We start from the raw sequence: 21,975 nt of genomic DNA on the forward strand, positions 1-21,975 counted from the left end.
AGGACCTTTTATGTCTATTGAAAATCCTAGTCGCGAAGAAATTGGAAAAATCCTTAAAAAAGCAAAACGAATTGCTGTTGTCGGTTTAAGTAATAATCCAGAACGTACATCGTATATGGTTTCTGAAGCAATGCAAAAAGCCGGGTATGAAATTATACCAGTAAATCCAACTGTGGACGAGGTTTTAGGGGTTAAGGCAGTATCTACACTAAAGGAAATTGAGGGGCACATCGATATTGTGGATATTTTTAGGCGGTCCGAATACTTACCTGAACTTGCTAAAGAGTTTCTGGAAATTGATGCCGATGTATTTTGGGCACAGCTCGGTGTGGAAAATGAGGAAGCCTATCAATTATTAAAAGAAAAAGGCAAAACAGTAATAATGGATCGTTGTATTAAAGTAGAGCATGCACTAACCAAATAGACTTTTTTGTTAGCAGCAAGCGTGTAGTTTTAACGCTTGCTTTGTTTTTTTATTTTATCTTTGCATAGTTTAATAAAGCATTTTTAAAAGAAGTTTGCTAAATATTAATTTATCGCTAAAATAGTTGTTAGACGTTTGTCCGGAAAATGCTATAATAATATACGAACAGTTGTTTGTTTTTTCGTCTGTATTTAAATAATAAGGAAAGTAGATAGAGAGCAGTGTTGTTTTGAAAGGGGAATATTTGTGGCAAAGAAACAAAACTTGATTGAGTATAATGATGATGCGATACAGGTATTAGAAGGCCTGGAAGCCGTAAGAAAACGACCGGGAATGTATATCGGTTCAACAGATGCTCGCGGGTTGCATCATCTAGTTTATGAAATAGTAGATAACTCCGTTGATGAAGCTTTAGCGGGAAACGGAGATCACATTATTGTTAAAATACATAAAGACAACAGTATTAGTGTTGAAGATAAAGGTCGTGGAATGCCTACGGGTATGCATAAACTAGGAAAGCCTACTACTGAAGTAATTTTTACTGTTTTACACGCGGGTGGAAAATTCGGTCAGGGCGGTTATAAAACAAGTGGTGGTTTGCACGGAGTAGGTGCATCTGTCGTCAATGCATTATCCGAATGGCTAATTGTTACAATTAAACGGGATGGATATGTCTATCAACAAAAATTTAAAGATGGTGGAAAACCTGAAACAACATTGGAAAAAATCGGAAAGTCAAACCAAACAGGGACACTCATTCATTTCAAGCCAGACCCGACCATATTTAGTACGACTTCGTATAATTACGATACGTTGTGTGAACGTTTACGCGAGTCTGCATTTTTACTAAAAGGATTAAAAATCGAAATTATTGATGAACGCTACGATCAAAATGATGTATTTTTTTATGAAAATGGAATCGAAGCTTTTGTTGAATATTTGAATGAAGGAAAGGACATTCTTCATCCTGTCGTATTTATTGAAGGAGAAGCAGGTCAGATCGAGGTCGAATATGCTTTTCAATTTAATGATGGATTCTCGGAAAATATGCTTTCATTTGTTAACAATGTACGAACAAAAGATGGAGGAACTCATGAAGTTGGCGCAAAAACAGCAATGACAAGAGTGATCAATGAATATGCCCGTAAAGTTAATTTATTGAAAGAGCGGGATAAAAACTTGGAAGGTACCGATATTCGTGAAGGACTAGCAGCTGTTATTTCAGTCCGAATTCCGGAAGAGTTACTGCAATTCGAAGGGCAAACGAAAGGTAAGCTTGGAACAAGTGAAGCAAGATCTGCTGTCGATGCTGTCATTTCTGAACATCTTGCCTACTTTTTAGAGGAAAATCCCGAATCAAGTAATTTGCTTATTAAAAAGTCGATTAAAGCTGCTCAAGCAAGAGAAGCAGCAAGAAAAGCACGCGAAGAAGCTCGCAGTGGAAAAAAACGCAAAAAGTCGGAAAGTCTTTTATCTGGAAAATTAACTCCGGCACAGTCGCGGAATCCACAAAAAAACGAACTTTATCTTGTCGAAGGTGACTCTGCAGGAGGTTCAGCGAAACAAGGGCGTGATCGAAAGTTCCAAGCGGTTCTCCCATTGCGTGGTAAGGTAATCAATACGGAAAAAGCAAAACTGCAAGATATTTTTAAGAATGAAGAAATTAATACAATCATTCATACGATCGGTGCAGGTGTTGGACCAGACTTTAACTTAGAAGATGTCAATTATGATAAAGTGATTATCATGACCGATGCAGATACCGATGGAGCACATATTCAAGTGTTACTGCTTACATTTTTCTATCGCTATATGAAACCACTTATCGAAGCCGGAAAGGTTTATATTGCCTTACCTCCTTTGTATAAAGCGAGTAAAGGGACGGGAAAAAAGGAAATAATTGAATATGCCTGGACGGATGATGAGCTATCAAGCGTAACGAAAAAGGTAGGAAAAGGTTATATACTTCAGCGTTACAAAGGATTAGGTGAAATGAATGCCGACCAATTATGGGAAACGACGATGAATCCTGATTCGAGAACATTGATACGTGTACGAATTGATGATGCTGCTCGTGCAGAACGACGTGTAACAACTTTAATGGGTGATAAAGTTGAACCGCGTCGAAAATGGATTGAAAACAATGTTGCCTTTGGTTTAGAAGAAGATCAAAGCATTTTAGAAAATGAAAATTTATCAGTTGAAGGAGGGGACCAAGACTGATGACTAGTTTAGAGAAATTTCAAGACCTGCCCCTTGAAGAAGTATTAGGTGATCGTTTTGGACGGTATAGTAAATATATTATTCAAGATCGTGCATTACCGGATGCCCGTGATGGTTTAAAACCTGTCCAACGCCGTATTTTATATGCGATGCATGTCGAAGGAAACACAAATGATAAAGGTTTCCGAAAATCAGCAAAAACGGTCGGTAATGTAATCGGTAATTATCATCCGCATGGTGATTCGTCTGTATATGAAGCAATGGTTCGGATGAGCCAGGATTGGAAAGTAAGAAATGGTTTAATTGAAATGCACGGTAATAATGGAAGTATTGATGGAGATCCTCCTGCTGCGATGCGTTATACTGAAGCGAGATTATCAGCGATTGCATCCGAGCTTTTAAGCGATATTGATAAGGATACAGTCGATTTTATCCCAAACTTTGATGATACATCAAAGGAGCCCACTGTTCTACCAGCAAGATTCCCTAATCTTTTGGTTAATGGATCAACAGGAATTTCAGCAGGTTATGCAACAGATATCCCACCGCATCATTTAGGTGAAGTGATAGATGGAACGATCATGCGTATTGAAAAACCTGATTGTTCCGTAGATGATTTAATGAAAGTCATTAAAGGACCTGATTTCCCTACTGGTGGAATTATTCAAGGGATTGACGGAATAAGAAAAGCTTATGAAACTGGTAAAGGAAAAATAGTAGTTCGTGGTAAGACAGAAATTGAATCCGTACGTGGCGGCCGCGAGCAAATCATTATCACTGAAATTCCATATGAAGTGAATAAGGCAAATATGGTGAAAAAAATTGATGAGTTACGTTTAGATCGGAAAGTAGAAGGAATTTCCGAAGTACGTGATGAAACCGATCGTACGGGTCTCCGCATTGTCATTGAATTAAAAAAGGACGCCCACGCAGATGGAGTTCTGAATTATTTATTTAAAAATACGGATTTGCAAATAACCTACAATTTCAACATGGTGGCCATTGCTAATCGCAGACCGAAACTTATGGGATTGAAAGAGTTATTAGATGCTTATATTAGTCATCAAAAAGAAGTCGTAACTAATCGGACAAAATATGACTTACATAAGGCAAAAGAACGTCAACACATTGTTGAAGGATTGATGAAAGCTTTATCAATACTCGATGAAGTGATTTCAACGATTCGTGCATCTAAGGATAAACGCAATGCTAAAGATAATCTAATTGCGAAATTCCAATTTACTGAAGCACAATCTGAAGCAATCGTATCTTTGCAACTATATCGTTTAACAAATACGGATATTACAGCATTGCAAAAAGAAGCAGAAGAGCTTAGAAAAAAAATAGAAGAACTTACATCAATACTAGATAGCGAAAAAAATTTATTAAACGTCATCAAAAAAGAACTTAAAGAAATTAAAAAGAAATATGTAAATGATCGAAGGGCTCTTATTGAGGAAAAAATTGAGGAAATCAAAATTAACCTAGAGGTTATGATTCCGAACGAAGATGTGATGGTCACAGTTACGAAGGATGGATATGTTAAAAGAACGAGTATGCGGTCATATTCGGCATCAAATGGACAGGATCTTGCGATAAAAGAAACGGATAGAGTGTTATTCCAAGAAGAAATTAATACGACAAGTGTCGTTCTCTTATTTACTAACAAAGGGAATTACTTATACTGTCCCGTTCATGAGCTTCCTGATATTCGATGGAAAGATCTAGGACAACACATTACAAATATTATTCCTATTGAAAAAGATGAACGAATTGTTGAAGTAATTGAAATTAAAGATTTTAATGCATCGAACTATTTATTATTTATTACTAAAAACGGCATGGCTAAGAAGACGGAAATTAATCAATATAATGCCCAAAGGTATTCTAAACCTCTTGTAGCCATTAATTTAAAGGGCGAAGATGAAGTAGTTGATGTCCATCTTACCGACGGTTCTAAAGATATATTTATAGCTACTCATTTAGGCTATGGCTTATGGTTTGATGAACAAGAAGTAAATATCGTCGGGGCTCGTGCAGCTGGAGTAAAGGGGATCAACTTAAAGGATGGAGATTATGTTACATCAGGTAAAATATTAGAAAACACCAAAGAAGAATCCGTTTTTATTGCAACCCAGCGTGGTGCTGTTAAAAAAATGAAATTGAGTGAGTTTGAAAAAGCAACACGTGCAAAACGCGGCGTAGTGATGCTACGCGAATTGAAAAACAATCCACACCGAATAATCGGTTTAGATATTGTTAAAGAAAAAGATATAATGTGGCTTCAAACAGAAAAAGATGTACTTGAATCAATCGCCGTTGCAACTTTACGTTTCAATGACCGATATACAAATGGTTCTTTCGTTATTGATGAAAGTGAAAATGGCGTTGTGAAAGAAGTTTGGAAAGAAAAGCCTAATAATAAAACAATAGAAGAATAAAGCATAAAAAAGCATTTGTCCAAAATTTCGGGCAAATGCTTTTTGTTTTATCAATGGTTATTTTTACATAACCAAAAAATTATTGGAAACAATAATGAGCAAAAGGAATGAAGGAGAATCGACGATGAAAAAAGAATATGTACTTGCTGTATTTGCCTTTTTCTTTATGTCTCTTAGTACTGTTGCAATATCATACGCCGGAGAATCAGCCAATACAAATGAAAAGATACTACAAGAATATAAAATTGATGTTACAGGTGACCGAAAGCCAGATAAAATTATCCTGAAAGGGATACAAGTCGATGCTAGTAGTATGTACATGGAGAAAATTTGGGCGGAAATAACTTCATCCAACAATAAAAAGTTTCGAATTGACTATGAACCGGGATATAAGCCAAAAATTGAATTTGCGGATTTAAATCATGATAATGTTTTAGATTTATTAGAATCTAGTGGTACAGGTGGAAGTGGGGGGTTATATAATTATCGTTTAACGACTTTAAAAGATAATAAAGCAATTGATATCCCAATGCCGCCTGCATTAAATGTTCAGGGACACTTTGAAGATCAATTCAAAGCCAGTCTCACAATACCGGAAATTAGCTTTACTAAAAAATTTAAATTATCAAATCGTAAAAAAGATTATATTCGCTTAGGACTATTTCAAAAAAACGGAACGTTAAACGAGCCTACAGAATTAATGATTGATCCGGTAGACGTGTATAGAATTATTAAAGTTAAAGGAGAAAAAGGATTTGGATTAAAATCTTATCGCAGGGTTAGTGGGGCCTACCATGCAGATGCGTTAGGAACACTTATATCTGTTTGGTATTATGAAAACGGAAAATGGAATCAAATACAAACAAAGTGGAAAGATCGGTAACCTTTTATAGGCAAGTATCATACAATATGTTAAGCATAGATAAAGAGGGGATGCTTATCATGGATCATTTAGACAATTTATCTATTAATATCATTCCACCGGCGACAGATTTAAATCCCTTACAAGGAAGAAAATACACATTAACACATTCTGAAGCAACCGGTGAATGGTATTTGTCAATCGGAACACAATTTCCGTTTACGAAGTTAACAAATGGTCTTTTCAGCGTAATTGAGGCAGAGTGGACAACTAAAATGGGGGAATACATTCTTTTAGGAAGAATAAACATAAACTCAGATAGCTATAACGACAAACTAGATCAAGTTCGTTATATGATTTATCAAAAAGAGTTACCTCAGCTCATCGCACATATTATTGACGCAGATAAGCGATTCTTACATTATCATCCGTTGCTATTGGATGCACCGATACACATTGAAATAAAAGCAAAATATCCTGAGTTCTATCGAACACTATATATGGGTACAGCAAGGAAATATTTAAAAAAAGAATCGGTCAATTCTTAACACAGGTGATTACCTGTGTTTTTTTGATTATTTATAAAGCCAATTTATTTGAAACTATTATGATTGTGATTCGTATACACAATAGTAGAGATAAAAAGTGGGGGAATATAGAGTTATGCGTTTTTATTCTAAAAAAGGACCTATCATTACTATTATTACTTGGAGTTTATTCATAGTTTTGCTTGGGACAATTATTATTTTATTAATTCATGGGCTCGAAGACTCAGATTCAATTTTCGGCTTAATCATTGTAAGTATTTCGCTTGTTTTTGTTACTTGGTTATGGATGAATACATATTATGAAATTAATAACGGAAAGCTGAAAATTATTGCTGGTCCGTTTAAATATGCAATAATCGACATAAATGAAATTAAAACGATAGAAAGCACAAAAAACATTATCTCAAGCCCGGCGTTATCAATGGATCGAATCGAAATTCAATATAACAAATGGCATACGATCATCATTTCGCCAAAAAATCAAGCCGAGTTTATTTATGAACTAAAGCAAATAAATCCTAAAATTGTTGATAATACATACAATGAGGAACAAACGGATGAGAATATTATGTAAACTTAATAAGGATATTAGTAGTGACTAAAAAATAAAAAAGCGAAGAGTATTTTTTTGATTTAGTAAATGTCAAATTCGGGTATAACATTATCCTGCACATTAATTATTTTAATACTGATGAACTTTGGAACACTATAAAAAAATTAATTCCGTCTCAATATAACGAGTATTCTTTTGAATTGAGACGGAATTAATTTTCATTAATTAACTTCCGATAATATATATTATGGTGGGGGCGTTAAGATAAATATGTTAACAACCTATTCTACCCTGTGTTTATGACCAATTTTTTTTATATTTTTTGTGTCGATATACTTAACGCTATATTCAATAACATCATTTATAAATAATTGATGATTTTTAGCAAATTCTTTTACACAATTTAATAATTCTTTATCATAAGTAGTTTTATACTGAATCCGATCTTTAGGTCTCTCTTTTTTATTAAACAAAATTACTCCTTGTGAAAGCACATGTTGTAATCCATTTTCAATTAGATAATTTACATGAGTGTCATGTTCTTCGGCCAAAGCATTTAATTGATCTAATAAACGTTTGCTAATATTTGTTCTGAATTTTACTCTTGAAGTATCTGTTACCTGAACCAAACTTCCATTTACTAATTTCCACATTAATATCACTCCTTATTTCATGCTACATTTTTTTATGAAGGGTCATAAAATTTCTTTTATATGGAATAAAATAATCATTTGCATCTTTATATATAATATCAGCTAGTTTAGGTAAATCAAACTTCCCTTTCACCCAGACACGATAGATTACATTCCCAGACTTACTGTTTGTGATTGTTATCTCTGAACGTAAATCCCATGTCTGGAATACATTAAAAAGTCCATTTGCAAATTGTGAACTTGCTGTTGTGATGTTCATTACATACCCCGTATGCTGAACCCACCCATCTCCGTCTATTACTCCTCTTACAAAAGAAGGCAAATACTCTTTAGGAACAGCGGGAAACGGAACAGTTAAGGATTTATTTGGAATAATTCCTAGTGCTTTAAGGTCCATCTTGATAGATTTTGAGTAAATATTTAGTGTAGGTGTTGTTTTCGTTTTTCCAAAAGGCGCTAAGACATAGTCAGCTTCCATTAATTTTGCAATTAATCGAAGAATTTTTTCATCCTTTTGGGAAAATGAGATAGTATGAGTTTGCTTATGAACATGTCCATCCGTCAAAAAAAGTCCTAAGACCCATGCCATTTCATGAGACCAAACTTTGAAAAAGTTTTCATTAACTGAATGCTTGCGGGGTTGTCCAGATGATTTTTCGCGATTCATTTTCACTCCATGTTTATAAAGAACATTTCGAATGCCTCGATCAGATAAACCAATTATAGGAATCATTTCACTATATGACATACCACTCTTATACATATTAACAATAATCTCATCTGTAATACCTGGATTTCTAGGCATAACATCACTCCTTTGGAAAAATAAAAAATATATTTAAAACAAAGGATGTACAAAAATAATCTGTTTCTTCCATTATACGAATACACGTTCTTATTTGCAATAAGTTGTCAAAAAAAAGATGCCCCTGTTACAGGGAACATCTTCGTAAAGGCAATTATATATTAGTTTACATAACGTGTTGTTGTCTTGATATTAGATAATTTATTTTGTAGATTTGCACGATCACGTTTCATTTGATTTAATCGATTGGTAACAACTTTTTTCCCGTATTCTTTTGAAGCGGAGGCAATTAATATAACATTTTCTTTATTATTACTCATTCATACCCCCCCAAATAATTTTTTATAAAGTAGAAATACGTATATCCCTTTTTATAATTTAACTAAGATTATCATTTTTTATTTTGAAGACCATTTCAAATTTCCTGCTTTATAAAGCGTCATTTTCTCCTTATTATACTGCTTTGTATAAAGATTAAACTGTTCTTTAAGGTCTTTCAATTGTTTATTATCCTTGTTAAATTTCTTAATTTGTTTATCATAATTTGTAATATGAATGTTTTTTTGTTGTAAATAATTATATAACTTTTGATCAGCTTTTATATTTTCATTTGATAAATTGTAAATTTTTTTGTATATTTCATAACGTTTATTAATAGAATTTGCCACTTTTTTCGTCTTATTTCGAAGGGTTTGATCGTCAATTTTTTTCATAATTGGCTTAATCTTTTTTGCTTCATTATACGAGTTTTCGATAATAGTATTTTCTTTCTGAATAAGCTTTTGCCGCTTTTGTAATGATTCACGCGCTTTATCAAGTATTGGATCTATTTTTTTACTCGTAACCTTTAAATTAAGTATTGATGTATACAGTTTATTTTCTTCTTTTTGCAAGTTATTCAGTTCATTTTGATATTTACTTAAACTCGATTCTTTATTTGCGGCTTTTTCCAAGTGAAGATAAATTGTAGCAATTTCCTTATTTGCCGATTCACACCCTACAAGAATTGTTATACTTGCTGTGACAATTGCAAAAATGAGAACAATTGTTTTTATCGTACCCTTTTTTTTCACCTTTATCCCCCTTTCTGGTAATCTATTATATTATGAACCATAAGGATGACAACGGTCATTACATTTAAAACTATATGCGTCCATACTTTCTTCAAGATTTTTTGTAACAAAATGATTTTTATTTAACCAATTTAATAATATTGGCAAATATTTAATTGTTGGCCCACGATCATGTAATAATATAACAGGATGCTTTCCAATACTATCCATAAATTTAATTCCGTTTATAACACGTGAAACATATGCCTTACTATTTGATTTCCAATCATCGCTATCGATATCCCAATCCCACAGCTGGAATCCATATGATTCAATTTCTTTTCGATACGAATCCAACATATACGGAACACTTCCATATGGGGTTCGAATAAGTGTCGATCTCACACCAGTAATTTTCTCAAGCACTTTCTGGTCCTCCTGCATTTCATGCAATGGACTTTTCTTTGAATGATAAAATTGACGGGCATCATGTGTTACACCATGTAGACCTACAGCATATCCTGTTTTTACCATCCGTTTAACAACTTCGGGATATGCTTTTATATGAGGAGCTAGCATGAAAAACGTAGCTTTTGCACCATAATGGTCGAGAACATCAAGTAACTCGTTCGCATCAGATGAAGGCCCATCATCAAAAGTTAAATAAACAATCTTTTGATTTTCCTCTTGTTGAATTAGTTCCTTTTCTTTCTGAATTATAGAAGTTGCATAAATTGAACCTTTCATCGTTTGTTTTAGTTGAGGGGCATTTTCCATCATAGGAATTTCATTCGGAGGACCTTGTTTTTTAACAGCCACCATTACATCATCTTCCGTTCCTCTAAAAGAAAATCCGACAATAAATAGTAAGATGATTATTATTGCTCCAATCTCATAAATCATTCTTTTTCTTCTCTGGTTTTGCTTGTTAGTCATTTAATCACCTTCGAGTTTTTCTACTTCAACTAGTATAATGGGTAAATCCAAAAAAAAGGTGACAAAAAAATTACAAACTTCAACATTTACTTCCAAATTTCCACATCACTTTAAAAAGTTTTGTTACATTTACATAAGATTGGCACCCGACTATAATATAAATAGCATATTATAATTCAGATAAATTCGTATATTCTAATAATAACCATATTTTAGGGGGATATAAATGGAATATGATGTAATTGTTATAGGGGCTGGTTTATCTGGTTTGGTTGCAACTGCCGAACTCGCAGACGCAAATAAACGCGTGTTACTTCTCGATCAAGAACCTGAAAACTCTTTAGGCGGCCAAGCTTGGTGGTCATTTGGCGGATTATTTCTAGTGGATTCACCCGAGCAACGCAGAATGGGAATAAAGGATTCACGGGATCTAGCTTGGCAAGATTGGTTAGGGACTGCGGGATTTGATAGAGACGACGAAGACTACTGGGGAAAAAAATGGGCCGAAGCCTATGTTGACTTTGCAGCCGGTGAAAAACGAGAATGGTTATATGGATTAGGTGTACGATTCTTCCCTGTAGTAGGTTGGGCCGAACGTGGAGGTTATTTAGCTGAAGGTCATGGTAACTCTGTCCCTCGATTTCATATTGTTTGGGGTACAGGTCCAGGGATTGTGAAACCATTTGAGACACGAGTTCGAAATGCAATAAAAAATGGTCTCGTTGATTATCGACCTAGACATAGAGTTGATTCATTAATAACTAAAAATGGTCCGGTCGTAGGAGTACAAGGATCCCAACTAGTAGCTAGCACTGCCGCTCGTGGTCAATCAAGCTCACGGGAAGTAATAGGTGACTTCGAATTTCATTCCCAAGCAGTTATTGTGTCAAGCGGCGGGATTGGTGCGAATCATGAGCTAATTAGGAAGAATTGGCCGAAAAGATTAGGTATTCCTCCAAAAAATATGATTAGTGGCGTACCAGAACATGTGGATGGCCGTATGTTGGCCATAACTGAAAAGGCTGGCGGCCGAATCGTTAATAGGGATCGTATGTGGCACTATACAGAAGGAATTAAAAATTGGGATCCGATCTGGCCTATGCATGGCATTCGCATCCTTCCAGGTCCTTCCTCCCTTTGGCTTGATGCAAAAGGCCAACGTTTCCCGGCTCCAAATTTTCCAGGATTTGATACGTTAGGAACGTTAGAGTCAATTCAAGCATCCGGATATGATTATTCATGGTTTATTTTAACCCAAAAAATTATAGAAAAAGAATTCGCACTTTCTGGATCAGAGCAAAATCCCGATTTAACAGGTAAAAGTATAAGACAAGTATTGTCTCGTGTAAAACCAGGTGCCACCGCTCCTGTTCAAGCTTTCATGGATAAAGGCGAAGATTTCGTCATTGCAGATAACTTACAAGCACTTGTTGATGGAATGAATAAATTAACTGGTACGAACTTGCTCAAGTTTGCAGAAATAGAACGTCAAATCATTGCTAGGGATAGAGAAATGGAAAATACATTTACAAAGGATTTACAAATTACTGCTTTACGTGGTGCTCGTAAATATCTTGGCGATAAACTTATTCGTGTTGCAAAACCACATAAAATTCTCGATCCGAAAAATGGTCCGTTAATTGCTGTTCGATTAAATATTTTAAGTCGAAAAACACTCGGAGGATTACAGACTGATTTGTCTGGTCGTGTTTTAAACTCTTCGGGAAATCCAATTAATGGACTATACGCAGCTGGGGAAGTGTCCGGTTTTGGTGGCGGCGGAGTACACGGCTATCGTTCACTTGAAGGAACATTCGTAGGTGGTTGCCTCTTTACTGGTCGCCAAGCAGGAAGAGCACTTATTCAAGAGTTAAAATAAAACGGTTCATCGGTTGAGGAATGCTATTCATCTATCTATTCCCTGCTTTCAATTTTCTACGAGAATGAATATCGTGTACAATAGGTAAGAAAGGAAGTGACTCAGGTGACAAATAACACAATGTATCTTCCTCCAAAGGGAGACTATTCTAAGTTTATAGATGAAAACCATTATGAAGAAAAAGTTCGGGAATGGGGTTTATCCACCACTAAAGAAGTAAAAAAACAATTTTGGTTTAAGGATGATACACAACAGAGCATAGTTAAAATAATCGGTTATGAGGTATATGGTAAATCTGAGGAATATAATACTGTTATTATTGAATTTGAAGATGGGAATTTATGCTGTATTCACCCCGCCTATTTAAAGGAAATGCAATCACCAAGTTTCGGAAAGGTTTATGTCGCTTCTAACAAAAGTGAACAATCACCACCTAAACAAAAAGAGGAACCGAAAGCATCTCAGACTAAAGAAAATAAATCAGAAAGATTACATAAAGAAACAACTACAAAGAAAGAAAAGCAAGAGAAGCCTGCAAAGATCCAATTACCAGAAGAAAAAGTACATTTTACAGCAGCAGTTAAGCAATTTGCATTAAGCTGGAATAACTTTAATGAAGAAAATGATGAAGTCATTATTCTTGAAAATGTTGTTATCCATGAAGAGACTCCGATTGAAATTGATCTTTGTTGGTGTTCTCATTCGAAAACATTAAAGAAATTGGAGCTCGTTCCAGGTGACACACTAGATTTTAATGGAAAAATAGTAAAAAAGAAATTACCTAAAGGAAAAGATGTTGAGGAAAAATACATCATTGATGCTCCCGTTTATTATAAAATTAACAACCCATCAAAAATCAAAAAAAGCTAGAGGAAAAATTCATGCCTCTAGCTTTTTTATCGGCTGAAATAGTTAAATTAATCATTTCTTTCAAATCTACATAATAAAATATACAAAAACAGGTAAAAAATTCACTGCTTACATCCTCTTCATTTAATAAAGCTAATTGTTCGAGGAGGGAATTAATCATTTGCTAACGTTTAATAAGCAAAAAAGGAAATTTCTTTCTAAACCCCTTATAAATATAAAAAAGGAATTAAATAAGAAAGTAACGATTAATCTTTTTCCAAAAGAAGAAGCCATCATTAAGAGTATTGTAGAACAAACAAGGCTGCTAAACAAAAATAATATTACTAGAACGAATGCCTATCTTGATTTTTATCTACGGCATCCCGAAATTCATTGGGCATTTTTAGGCCATATGGTATCAAGAAATGGTGGATGGAATATGACGGACCTAAAAGGAAGCCTTTTATCAAAACTGCTGACAAACAAAGAAGCTACTTCGTTTTTTACATTTCTAGAAAGAGGGAATTGGTTAATCTTTCAAGATGCATATCCACAATTTCTAGTTTATGAAGAAAGTAAAATGAAAGGACAAAACCTCTTTCATCTCCTCCCCCATTTTCATGTTTCTAAATTTATGGTCGCAGTTTGGAATCAATTTTGGCAGGATAAAGATCCATATCCATTAGCCATTGCTTTAATTGTAAACGAACAAAATTATTTGGAAAAAAGGGTGATAAATAATCCAGTATTTAAAAAAGACGTTTTCGGTACAATTGAGTTCAAAATACAAGATTTCCTTTCAATGAACCAAATCCTATTCCCTTATATTAGAAATAAACAACTATATTTATCAGGACAAACATTGAACCATTTTCTAAATTTACATGAGCGAATACTCTTAGGGAAGCGTTTATATAACATCCTATTTAATAACCGCAATCTTTTAACTTTAACTGAAAAATGGGCTATTAACCATCCGCACACAGCATCGCGAAAAGACTATTGGCCCCAAATATTTAATGATGTTAATGAGGAAACACCCGGTCGACTTGTAAAAGCAAGGTTAAAATCCTGTCAATTACTTCCTAAATCCCCCCGATTCTATAGTCCGAGATTAGAATACGCTTGGAAAAATCAGGTTCATCAAGATGCCGAAGTTGGCGACTGGTACTCAAATTGGCAAGTAATCTATTATCTTATTAATTCAAAAGAACATGTAGGTGGAGAGATTGAACATGAATATTGTAAAACGCTCGAAAGACTTGAACTGGCAGCAATTACGAAAAAAGCCCTTTCCTTCATTGATTAGAACATACCTTCCCACATTATTACTCGCATCCTTTTAGGGCATTCAGTTGCTGAAAAATTTTGTTTTTTCTCCATCTATTTCTAACGTCCAAATAGACTTCTTCGGAAATGTAAGCTTTCCATTAAAGAAATAAATGAGATCATTTGAACTAGCTTCACGATAATTCATTTCTTCTCTCTCGAAGATTTGTTGATCAACCACTTTACCTTTATCATCAACTAGCTTTACGGTTATTTCTTTTTTATTTTTCCAGGAACTCTCAATACTAATCTGCTCTTGCTTTCCAATGATCAATTCCTTTGGAGAATCATTTAACATATAATGTTTAGTCTTCGGAAATGGCGGTAAAACATCAAGTGTAAACTCATCATATAATTTATCATCAACATAAAATGAGAGTTGCCACTTTCCCTCCATTGGAAATGGGGAAAACTGCGTTAATGTATGTGCATCTTCATTATTTAAACCTGAAGAAAGCTCTCCTTCAGACAGTAATAATTTTTCGCCAAATTGATTAACTGCTTCAACACGATATGTTTTTGATACTAGTGCATTTGGGTTTCCCCAGAAAAAGAGCATTAGCTTTGCAACCCTTCTCTCGTCTTTTGCAACAAAATGATTAAATACATTTAAAATCCCTACTTTATTTTCAATCCCTAATACTTCTTGTTTCGTATCAGGAAGTGTAAACATCTTTCCTTTTTGACCATTTAACTGGGTTAAAGTCTTTTGAGGATGTGGTTGATTACTTATTGGTAGCTGGGTAAAAATTAATAAAAATAGGATAGATAAGCATGCTGCAAATGAAATGATTGGTAACTTATATTGCCTTCTCTTCATTGGCAGTTGTTTTGTCTGTAGCGAATGTAATATTTTCTGCTTTTGCTCAGTATTTAAAGAATATTTAGGAAGATTTTTTAGACTTTCCTGTATATCTTTCATTTCCTCCATAAGTATATCCCTCCTTCTTTAAAATTTCTCTTAATTTTTTTAAGGAACGATGGTACATAACATTCACTTTATTAGGACTACATTTTACTATGTCACTCGCTTCTTTTGATGATAGTTCCATTATTCCACGGAGGATGACTACCTCTCTATATTGTGTAGGTAGCTTATAAATTGCCTTATATAGTTGATTATTTTCTTGTTTTTTGATAATTTCCATTTCAACGGTATCTAACATGTTTTGTTCAGACGATAATATATTTTTGATTTTCCGCCATAGTAGGGGTAGCGTCAGGAAAATGCGGATTTACAACGTTAAGGAAATCAAAATATAAAAAGTCTAATTTCTCGGTGTTATAAGTGAAAAATTAGGCTTTAGTGTAAGCCCCCATTCAAACAACGCATATAAACACGCAGCACCTCCTGGTACGATACATGTATCAATCAAAGGAGGTGTTAGTATGCAACATAAAAAGTATTCACTGTATAAAAATGGAGTATACTTACATGATTTTGATACTATGACTGAATGCTCCAAATGGTTAGAGAATATTATAGGAGGCTCTTTGTATCAGGGCTTGAGCAGGATTAGAGATGGAAAATGGATACCTGATGAAAGGTCACAGCTTTTTGGATATGAGGTTAAAACTAATGACACTGAGGAGAGCTAATTAGGCTCTCCTTTTTCTGTAATAGGATGCTTTTCTAAAACTGACTCAGCTTATCCCTTAAATGAATAATTACATAGTAAATGTAAAAAATATATTTGTTAAAAATAACTAAGGAGATGATACAAATGGCATTAATACCTTATGATCCATTTAGACAATTAACTAACATTAGGAGAGATTTTGACAGATTATTCAATGATTTCCCTTTTCATTTAGACAATGAAATGAATCAATTGGGGAATATAAGAGTGGATGTTCATGAAACAGATAAAGAGGTAGTAGCAACTTGTGACATTCCAGGCTTACAGAGTAAAGAAGATGTAAACATTGATATTGAAAATAATGTATTGAGAATTAGTGGCTCAATTAACAGAACTAATGAGATTAAAGAAGAGAATATGCATAGGAGAGAAAGATACACAGGTAGCTTTCACAGAGCTATTACACTACCAACTCCTGTTTCTGAGGAAGGTATAAAGGCTTCTTATAAGAATGGTGTACTAGAAGTTATCATGCCTAAACAAACTCAAACAAATAAAAAGAGAATTGATGTGGATTTCCATTAAAAATGAGCAGTTTGCTACCTGTTATGAAAGAGTTTGGCAGGGATTACTTGCAGGAAATTGCTGAGGAACAACCTGACCTAGTTGATTTGCTAATTTTAAGCTGCCATTTACCTCAGGCAAAGAAAAAAATTATTTTAAATGAGCTGACTAATAATATTAAAAATTCCTACCAGCATTACTTCCTTTGAGGTAATGCTTTTCTTTTGTAAGCCCGAACTATAAAAAATAAGCATACCTTAACCGTACGCATCATAAATCACCGTATATCATGATTTTTTTAATCAGATATACGGTGATTTCATTTTATCTGCCACATTCTGCTTGGATCATTTTTGACCAAGGCATATATTGATTTAAAATTTCCGAATGTTGATAGATATCAAGATTCGGAAAATCCGTCAGTAACTTCAAGAGATAACGATAGAAATCCACTCCGTTTGCTTTTGCCGTTTCTGCGATACTTAAACAGATGGCGTTGGCTTTTGCACCAGCTTCACTGACGGAAAAGAGCCAGTTTTTTCGACCCATCACATTTGGACGAATGGCATTTTCGGCTGGATTATTATCAATTTCGATACGGCCATCCTTCAAGAATGCTTTTAGTCCATTCGCTCTGTTCAGAGTATATTCAGCTGCTTTTGCAAGCGCATTTTTGCCGTAGAATGGTGATTTTTCAACCCAGTCAAGGAATTTCTTAACGATTGGCAACGCAAACTTTTGACGTTTCTTTCTTCGCTTACTGGGAGACAGATGCTTGAATTTCCTTTCAAGTCGATACAAAGCATCACAATAGCTGACACCGATTTGTCCGTTCTTGCTGTTCGCTTTCATCCAATAACGGCGAACATGCGCCCAACAATTTGCGAAGGTGACGCCTTCTATTTTGTCATAGGCCGAATAACCATCACAGACAATCGTTCCGGAATAATCTTCAATGAAGCTTTCGAGAACAGACCGAGCACGTGATAATGAACTTTGAAACAGGACAATCGTTGGACCTTGACTGGGCACACTTCGATAGACCCAATTGTAGGCGTTAGACTGACCAGATTTGCCATCGGAACGGTTGATAATTTGTGAATACGTTTCATCGACATGTAGAATGGTTTTAGCCATCATCAAAGACTTCATTCGTTCGTAAATAGGCAATAGCCAATCGTGTGAGGCACGAATGACCCAATTGGAAAGGTTCTTATCATTCGTGTTCAGGCCATAACGCTCCCATTCCTTTACCTGACGGTAAAGAGGTAAGTATTGTGAAAATTTATCATACATCACTTTGGCAAATACGCTAGGACTTGCGATGCTACGTTGAATGGGAGGTTGTGGCGCTTTACCACGTTTAATCTGCCCTTTTTGTAATGAATCGCTTTTGCATTTTTTACATTCATAAGCGTGTTCAATATGTTGAACTTTCATCATTTTCGCAGGAATAAATTTCGCCTCTTCACGCACGATTGTACTGCCCATTTCTATCATTTGATCATGGCAACCGTCACAGATTGTATTTGCTGGATGATGGTGAATAGCTTCTATTTCAATATCTTCACGCAAGGAATCATTTCGTTTTTTTGGTTGAATTTTTCGTACAACAGTATAAGAAATGGTCTGTTGGCTTTGTTCTTCTGTGTGCTCAGGATCAGTAAAAGACGGGTCATCCTCAAATAAGGACACTTGCCCGTCGGGCGTATTGTATTTGGATTTTTCTGTTTTAGAGCCATATAAGAGCTTGGTTAAGTGTTAAAGTTGTTGCGTTAACGATTCAATCTGTTTCAACGATTGATCCAACTTTTTCGATAACTCTTTATTTTGTTGATTCGAATGAGCTAATTGATCTTCAAGCAATCGAATTAATTTCTCAGATTGATTTTCATTCGTAGAAGAAACGTTCGTCACATCATTCACCACTTTCGTTCAGTTTCGTTCAGTTTCGTTCAGTTTCGTTCAGTTTCGTTCCTCCTATTATAATCAGTTCGAACAGTGAAAATAAAGATAAAAATAACGACTTGAACGAATTTAGAACGCACCTTTTGGCGATGGTTGAATGGCTTTTGGCTGCTGAATGGATAACCCTTCAAGGAGCCAGCGAAGCTCCTGTTGTGAAAGATGGCGTACTTCATTTTCATCTTTTGGCCATTGAAGTTTTCCACTATCCAAACGCTTATACAGCATGGCGAAGCCATCACCATCAAAATACAGACATTTATAGCGGTCTTTACTCCACCCTGAAAATAAGAAAATGGAATCGCCATATGGATCAAGTTCGAAAGAATCTTGAATCAGTGTGGCAAGCCCATCAATTCCTTTTCTCATATCTGTCTTACCGCAAATGATATAAATGTTTTTAACACTTGTATAGTCGTGTTTCACCCATTTTTCAACTCCCTCATGACCGCTTGGATGATATGCTCATCTACACCGTTAAAGAAGGAAATTTCAGCGTTTGCTGTTTTAATCGTGCAAGTAGGATTGGAGGAAAGCACTGTTGGCTTTGTTGCAGAATTATTTTCGTTTTCGGTATGTAATGTAACGGGAACAATGGTTAGTTTTTGTTGTGGCATAGGAAAAGCACCTCCTTTTATTTATACATGTATCGTACCAGGAGGTGCTGCGTGTTTATATGCGTTGTTTGAATGGGGGCTTACGCTTTAGTTACTTCATTAAAGCGCCTGATTGTTGAAGACTAAAGTTTATATTCACCAAGAAAATTGATGTGCTCTTATCCTAACAAATTTTATTTAGGACTTACATGTATGCCTTCACTCTCTCGCCAATCTGCGTAAAGTATACGCTTTACATTATCATATCCATTGGTAGTTAATTGGTTATCTAACCACTGTTGATCAAATCCGAGTTCATGTAAATTATCCCATAAAATTTCCCCATCTATAATTAACGATGTTGGGAGGTCTACTGGACTTTCTGGAAGATTGAGATCTTGCTTGTCTGGTTTTTGATACTTGGATTTTAATAATAAACTTATTTGCCCATTAGCTTCCAATATACCGTATTTGACTTCGCGAACTGAAAAGACATTATTTTGACGGAGTATACTCAATACTTGATTTACATCCAATTTGTGCTTTGTAAGTAACTTTCTGTCCATAACACCATCTCGAATGATGATGTTAGGATTGCCTAATAAGAGAGAACGTGTCGATTTATTTTTTAGAGTCATAAACTCTATTCCCAACATAAGAAACGTCCACAATCCGATGGCATATAAAAAATGAAAAATCCCTACCTTATCTTCATAAATGGTATTTCCTAAAAAATCTCCAAGTACTAACACAAAAACTAAGTGAAACTGGGTTAACTGATAGATGGATGTTCTGCCTGTTATGATAATGATAAAAAATAAAGTTGCAAAACCAACGATGACTTTGATCGTCAGTAAACCAATATTAACTTCTTCCAAAGTTTTTTCCTCCAATTTAAATTTTACTTAGTTGTAAGATCTTGTGGTTTAGATAAAGAGGCTAGTTTTAGTATTAAAGCTCGAGTTACAATTCCAACAATGATGTAATATATGAATGAATATCTGTATCTCCACTCTAAATAATTAACAAGTTTGATCCACTCGCAAAAGGGTTCACCTATATAGGCATATGTTAGTGCCATAATGAGCTGGGCTAAAATAAAAGATTTCCATGTTCTAAAATATTGATATAACAACATGTAAGCTACAGGTATCATTGAAAAATCAAAAGGAAAGGCCCGAGGAATAAAAGGTAGGAATGCAATGGGGTAATCCCAAAAACTATATTGTGCACCAAATATATCTAATAAGGTTGTTGTCAAGATAATTATGGTACCAAATAACAAAATTTCTAAAATAATGTCTCGTTTAACAAGTTTAGCCCATATAACCCAAGGCACAACTAAAAAAACGACTAGTATCCACCATTCCCAAGTTAAAAACTCATTTTTTAGCCAACTGATACTACGTCAAGAAAATAGACACAGATTTTTCTACCGCGCTTTCGCTTGGTTGCCTTCATAAAAAAGTTTAAATAAAGTGCGATTTAAACTTTTTTATGAAGGTAAAATCAAGCTGCAGATTTTCTATACATTCGCTCAAATTCATTCGGCGTATAGTATCCCAACGTTGAATGGATCCGCTTTGAATTGTAAAAGAACTCGATGTATTCGAACAATGATTTCTTCGCTTCTTCTCTAGTTTTATATTTTATTTGATACACTAGCTCACGTTTAAGAATACCGTGAAAGGACTCGATACAAGCGTTGTCATAACAGTTTCCTTTTCGGCTCATGCTACCAACCATATGGTATTTTTTTAATAGCTTTTGATATTCAGAAGAAGCATATTGAACACCTCTGTCTGAATGATGAATAACACCTTTTCCGGGTTTTTGACGCTTGTAAGCCATCTTTAATGCAGAGATAACCAATTCCTTTGTCATGGTTTTGCCCATTGCCCAACCTATTATTTTACGAGAATATAAATCCATTACACTTGCTAAATACAACCAGCCCTCATTGGTCGGGATATAAGTTATATCCGTTACCCACACTTGGTTTGGTTTACAAGGTTTAAATTGTCGATTTAAGACATTTTCACTTACTGGATGTGCATGTTTCGAATTGGTCGTAGCCTTGTATTTTTTGACTATACAAGACTTCCATTGGTTCTTTGTCATAATACGTGAGACCGTACGCACACTTACTTTTACGCCACGACTATTGAGCGTTTTAGCAATTTTCACACTGCCGTAACGTTGCTTGAATTCTAGGTGGGTCTGTAAAATCATTTGTGATAATTTCTCGTGTTGTTTCTTCCTGTTACTTATCGGTTGTTTTAACCATTTGAAGTAACCACTTTTAGAAACTCCCAGAACGCTGCACATCTTCTCCACTCGGAATTGGGAGCGATTTTCATGAATGAATTCATATTTTACCGAGGGCTTTTTGCGAAGTAGTGCATCGCCTTTTTTAAAATTTCATTCTCCTCCTGTAGATCACGAATTTCTTTCTGAAGGGCCCTTAATTCAGCTGATTCTGAGGAAAAAGATTTTACAGCTTTAATCTCTGGTTTTTGGCCGTATTTCTTCAACCAGCTATATAAAGTATTTTCATTGACCCCCACTTCTCTAGCAACTTGAGCTACAGACTTATGGTTTTCATTGATATACTTAACTGTTTCAATTTTAAATGCCTCTTCGTATCGATTGCCGTTACCTCTTGCCATCCTGACACACCTCGTTATAGTTGATATTTTTATTATAACAATCTGTG

At 34.9% G+C, this 21,975-nt stretch carries 24 protein-coding genes and 1 pseudogene; 12 read left to right on the top strand and 13 right to left on the bottom strand.

From position 1 onward, the window contains the following. The first annotated feature begins 10 nt into the window (after nucleotides 1-10). The 6 genes from MKY81_RS15395 (at nucleotide 11) to MKY81_RS15420 (ending at nucleotide 7,072) form a co-directional block, all read left to right on the top strand. Nucleotides 11-424: a CoA-binding protein gene (locus MKY81_RS15395; RefSeq protein WP_066229354.1), complete on the top strand. Its 414-nt coding sequence runs from the start codon at nucleotides 11-13 to the stop codon at nucleotides 422-424. A gap of 246 nt (nucleotides 425-670) precedes the next feature. Further along, entirely contained in the window at nucleotides 671-2,647 is a 1,977-nt protein-coding gene (gene parE, locus MKY81_RS15400; protein WP_066233655.1) for a DNA topoisomerase IV subunit B, read from the top strand. Then, on the top strand, nucleotides 2,647-5,088 hold the full coding sequence (gene parC, locus MKY81_RS15405; RefSeq protein ID WP_066233652.1) for a DNA topoisomerase IV subunit A: 2,442 nt from the start codon (nucleotides 2,647-2,649) through the stop codon (nucleotides 5,086-5,088). Before parE ends, parC begins: the two co-directional genes overlap by 1 nt. A gap of 124 nt (nucleotides 5,089-5,212) precedes the next feature. Next, nucleotides 5,213-5,971: a hypothetical protein gene (locus MKY81_RS15410; RefSeq protein ID WP_108071594.1), complete on the top strand. Its 759-nt coding sequence runs from the start codon at nucleotides 5,213-5,215 to the stop codon at nucleotides 5,969-5,971. 59 nt (nucleotides 5,972-6,030) lie between these two features. After that, a complete protein-coding gene (locus tag MKY81_RS15415; protein ID WP_066233646.1) occupies nucleotides 6,031-6,498 on the top strand; it encodes a staygreen family protein in 468 nt (155 codons plus the stop codon). Nucleotides 6,499-6,613: 115 nt separating this feature from the next. Beyond that, a complete protein-coding gene (locus tag MKY81_RS15420) occupies nucleotides 6,614-7,072 on the top strand; it encodes a PH domain-containing protein (protein ID WP_066233643.1) in 459 nt (152 codons plus the stop codon). A 260-nt stretch (nucleotides 7,073-7,332) separates the two neighbouring features. On the opposite strand, the gene MKY81_RS15425 is transcribed toward MKY81_RS15420, so the two are convergent. The 5 genes from MKY81_RS15425 to MKY81_RS15445 form a co-directional block, all read right to left on the bottom strand. Beyond that, a complete protein-coding gene (locus tag MKY81_RS15425; protein WP_066233640.1) occupies nucleotides 7,333-7,704 on the bottom strand; it encodes an rRNA methyltransferase in 372 nt (123 codons plus the stop codon). Nucleotides 7,705-7,726: 22 nt separating this feature from the next. Continuing rightward, a complete protein-coding gene (locus MKY81_RS15430; RefSeq protein WP_108071592.1) occupies nucleotides 7,727-8,509 on the bottom strand; it encodes an LAGLIDADG family homing endonuclease in 783 nt (260 codons plus the stop codon). A gap of 161 nt (nucleotides 8,510-8,670) precedes the next feature. Further along, nucleotides 8,671-8,829, bottom strand: a complete 159-nt coding sequence (locus tag MKY81_RS15435) for a hypothetical protein (protein ID WP_181294638.1) — start codon at nucleotides 8,827-8,829, stop codon at nucleotides 8,671-8,673. A 78-nt stretch (nucleotides 8,830-8,907) separates the two neighbouring features. After that, on the bottom strand, nucleotides 8,908-9,582 hold the full coding sequence (locus tag MKY81_RS15440; RefSeq protein WP_181294637.1) for a YkyA family protein: 675 nt from the start codon (nucleotides 9,580-9,582) through the stop codon (nucleotides 8,908-8,910). A gap of 30 nt (nucleotides 9,583-9,612) precedes the next feature. Continuing rightward, nucleotides 9,613-10,497 (bottom strand): polysaccharide deacetylase family protein, encoded by an 885-nt coding sequence (locus MKY81_RS15445; protein WP_108071588.1) that lies wholly within the window; start codon nucleotides 10,495-10,497, stop codon nucleotides 9,613-9,615. A 226-nt stretch (nucleotides 10,498-10,723) separates the two neighbouring features. Between MKY81_RS15445 and MKY81_RS15450 the strand changes: the two genes are divergently transcribed. The 3 genes from MKY81_RS15450 (at nucleotide 10,724) to MKY81_RS15460 (ending at nucleotide 14,534) form a co-directional block, all read left to right on the top strand. Beyond that, nucleotides 10,724-12,376 carry an FAD-binding dehydrogenase gene (locus MKY81_RS15450; protein WP_108071586.1) on the top strand — a complete coding sequence of 551 codons (1,653 nt, stop codon included), beginning with the start codon at nucleotides 10,724-10,726 and terminating at the stop codon, nucleotides 12,374-12,376. A gap of 105 nt (nucleotides 12,377-12,481) precedes the next feature. Continuing rightward, nucleotides 12,482-13,246 carry a hypothetical protein gene (locus MKY81_RS15455; protein WP_244913475.1) on the top strand — a complete coding sequence of 255 codons (765 nt, stop codon included), beginning with the start codon at nucleotides 12,482-12,484 and terminating at the stop codon, nucleotides 13,244-13,246. 160 nt (nucleotides 13,247-13,406) lie between these two features. Then, nucleotides 13,407-14,534, top strand: coding sequence for a DUF2515 family protein (locus tag MKY81_RS15460; protein WP_108071585.1), 1,128 nt, complete (start codon nucleotides 13,407-13,409; stop codon nucleotides 14,532-14,534). A 42-nt stretch (nucleotides 14,535-14,576) separates the two neighbouring features. Here MKY81_RS15460 and MKY81_RS15465 read toward each other — a convergent pair whose 3' ends face one another. Together MKY81_RS15465 and MKY81_RS15470 are read right to left on the bottom strand one after the other, a co-directional pair. Then, complete coding sequence (locus MKY81_RS15465; RefSeq protein ID WP_066234287.1) at nucleotides 14,577-15,485, bottom strand: hypothetical protein; 909 nt, start codon at nucleotides 15,483-15,485, stop codon at nucleotides 14,577-14,579. Further along, nucleotides 15,439-15,720 carry an RNA polymerase sigma factor gene (locus MKY81_RS15470; protein ID WP_066234285.1) on the bottom strand — a complete coding sequence of 94 codons (282 nt, stop codon included), beginning with the start codon at nucleotides 15,718-15,720 and terminating at the stop codon, nucleotides 15,439-15,441. The genes MKY81_RS15465 and MKY81_RS15470 overlap by 47 nt, the downstream gene beginning before the upstream one ends. A gap of 223 nt (nucleotides 15,721-15,943) precedes the next feature. Here MKY81_RS15470 and MKY81_RS15475 point away from each other — a divergent pair, with 223 nt between their 5' ends. The 3 genes from MKY81_RS15475 (at nucleotide 15,944) to MKY81_RS15485 (ending at nucleotide 16,907) form a co-directional block, all read left to right on the top strand. Beyond that, nucleotides 15,944-16,153 (top strand): hypothetical protein, encoded by a 210-nt coding sequence (locus tag MKY81_RS15475; protein ID WP_025910116.1) that lies wholly within the window; start codon nucleotides 15,944-15,946, stop codon nucleotides 16,151-16,153. Between the two features lie 125 nt (nucleotides 16,154-16,278). Continuing rightward, on the top strand, nucleotides 16,279-16,719 hold the full coding sequence (locus MKY81_RS15480) for an Hsp20/alpha crystallin family protein (protein ID WP_039238847.1): 441 nt from the start codon (nucleotides 16,279-16,281) through the stop codon (nucleotides 16,717-16,719). 2 nt (nucleotides 16,720-16,721) lie between these two features. Next, on the top strand, nucleotides 16,722-16,907 hold the full coding sequence (locus MKY81_RS15485; protein ID WP_058005451.1) for a hypothetical protein: 186 nt from the start codon (nucleotides 16,722-16,724) through the stop codon (nucleotides 16,905-16,907). Nucleotides 16,908-17,022: 115 nt separating this feature from the next. Here the strand turns inward: MKY81_RS15485 and tnpC are convergent. The 6 genes and pseudogenes from tnpC to MKY81_RS15520 form a co-directional block, all read right to left on the bottom strand. Further along, nucleotides 17,023-18,615 (bottom strand): annotated as a pseudogene (gene tnpC / locus MKY81_RS15490) (IS66 family transposase). A gap of 120 nt (nucleotides 18,616-18,735) precedes the next feature. Further along, nucleotides 18,736-19,089: an IS66 family insertion sequence element accessory protein TnpB gene (tnpB, locus tag MKY81_RS15500; protein ID WP_140384346.1), complete on the bottom strand. Its 354-nt coding sequence runs from the start codon at nucleotides 19,087-19,089 to the stop codon at nucleotides 18,736-18,738. Then, entirely contained in the window at nucleotides 19,086-19,280 is a 195-nt protein-coding gene (locus tag MKY81_RS15505; protein ID WP_039238838.1) for a hypothetical protein, read from the bottom strand. The genes tnpB and MKY81_RS15505 overlap by 4 nt, the downstream gene beginning before the upstream one ends. A gap of 173 nt (nucleotides 19,281-19,453) precedes the next feature. Further along, entirely contained in the window at nucleotides 19,454-20,137 is a 684-nt protein-coding gene (locus tag MKY81_RS15510; protein ID WP_341118284.1) for a DUF421 domain-containing protein, read from the bottom strand. 23 nt (nucleotides 20,138-20,160) lie between these two features. Beyond that, a complete protein-coding gene (locus MKY81_RS15515) occupies nucleotides 20,161-20,598 on the bottom strand; it encodes a CBO0543 family protein (RefSeq protein WP_321198721.1) in 438 nt (145 codons plus the stop codon). Nucleotides 20,599-20,768: 170 nt separating this feature from the next. Next, nucleotides 20,769-21,928 (bottom strand): IS3 family transposase gene (locus tag MKY81_RS15520; RefSeq protein WP_341118285.1). Its coding sequence is split into 2 segments (ribosomal slippage): nucleotides 20,769-21,667 and nucleotides 21,667-21,928, totalling 1,161 coding nucleotides; the frame shifts between segments, so codons are not numbered across the junction. Between the last annotated feature and the right edge of the window lie 47 nt (nucleotides 21,929-21,975).

This window comes from Heyndrickxia sp. FSL W8-0423, from assembly GCF_038009395.1.
GTDB lineage: Bacteria > Bacillota > Bacilli > Bacillales > Bacillaceae_C > Heyndrickxia > Heyndrickxia sporothermodurans.

Bases quoted from the DNA above. Each gene is read 5' to 3' on its own strand.
- MKY81_RS15395 (WP_066229354.1), top strand. From the start codon at position 11: ATGTCTATTGAAAATCCTAGTCGCGAAGAAATTGGAAAAATCCTTAAA.
- parC (WP_066233652.1), top strand. From the start codon at position 2,647: ATGACTAGTTTAGAGAAATTTCAAGACCTGCCCCTTGAAGAAGTATTA.
- MKY81_RS15410 (WP_108071594.1), top strand. From the start codon at position 5,213: ATGAAAAAAGAATATGTACTTGCTGTATTTGCCTTTTTCTTTATGTCT.
- MKY81_RS15415 (WP_066233646.1), top strand. From the start codon at position 6,031: ATGGATCATTTAGACAATTTATCTATTAATATCATTCCACCGGCGACA.
- MKY81_RS15420 (WP_066233643.1), top strand. From the start codon at position 6,614: ATGCGTTTTTATTCTAAAAAAGGACCTATCATTACTATTATTACTTGG.
- MKY81_RS15425 (WP_066233640.1), bottom strand. From the start codon at position 7,704: ATGTGGAAATTAGTAAATGGAAGTTTGGTTCAGGTAACAGATACTTCA.
- MKY81_RS15430 (WP_108071592.1), bottom strand. From the start codon at position 8,509: ATGCCTAGAAATCCAGGTATTACAGATGAGATTATTGTTAATATGTAT.
- MKY81_RS15435 (WP_181294638.1), bottom strand. From the start codon at position 8,829: ATGAGTAATAATAAAGAAAATGTTATATTAATTGCCTCCGCTTCAAAA.
- MKY81_RS15445 (WP_108071588.1), bottom strand. From the start codon at position 10,497: ATGACTAACAAGCAAAACCAGAGAAGAAAAAGAATGATTTATGAGATT.
- MKY81_RS15450 (WP_108071586.1), top strand. From the start codon at position 10,724: ATGGAATATGATGTAATTGTTATAGGGGCTGGTTTATCTGGTTTGGTT.
- MKY81_RS15465 (WP_066234287.1), bottom strand. From the start codon at position 15,485: ATGGAGGAAATGAAAGATATACAGGAAAGTCTAAAAAATCTTCCTAAA.
- MKY81_RS15470 (WP_066234285.1), bottom strand. From the start codon at position 15,720: ATGTTAGATACCGTTGAAATGGAAATTATCAAAAAACAAGAAAATAAT.
- MKY81_RS15475 (WP_025910116.1), top strand. From the start codon at position 15,944: ATGCAACATAAAAAGTATTCACTGTATAAAAATGGAGTATACTTACAT.
- MKY81_RS15480 (WP_039238847.1), top strand. From the start codon at position 16,279: ATGGCATTAATACCTTATGATCCATTTAGACAATTAACTAACATTAGG.
- MKY81_RS15485 (WP_058005451.1), top strand. From the start codon at position 16,722: ATGAGCAGTTTGCTACCTGTTATGAAAGAGTTTGGCAGGGATTACTTG.
- MKY81_RS15505 (WP_039238838.1), bottom strand. From the start codon at position 19,280: ATGCCACAACAAAAACTAACCATTGTTCCCGTTACATTACATACCGAA.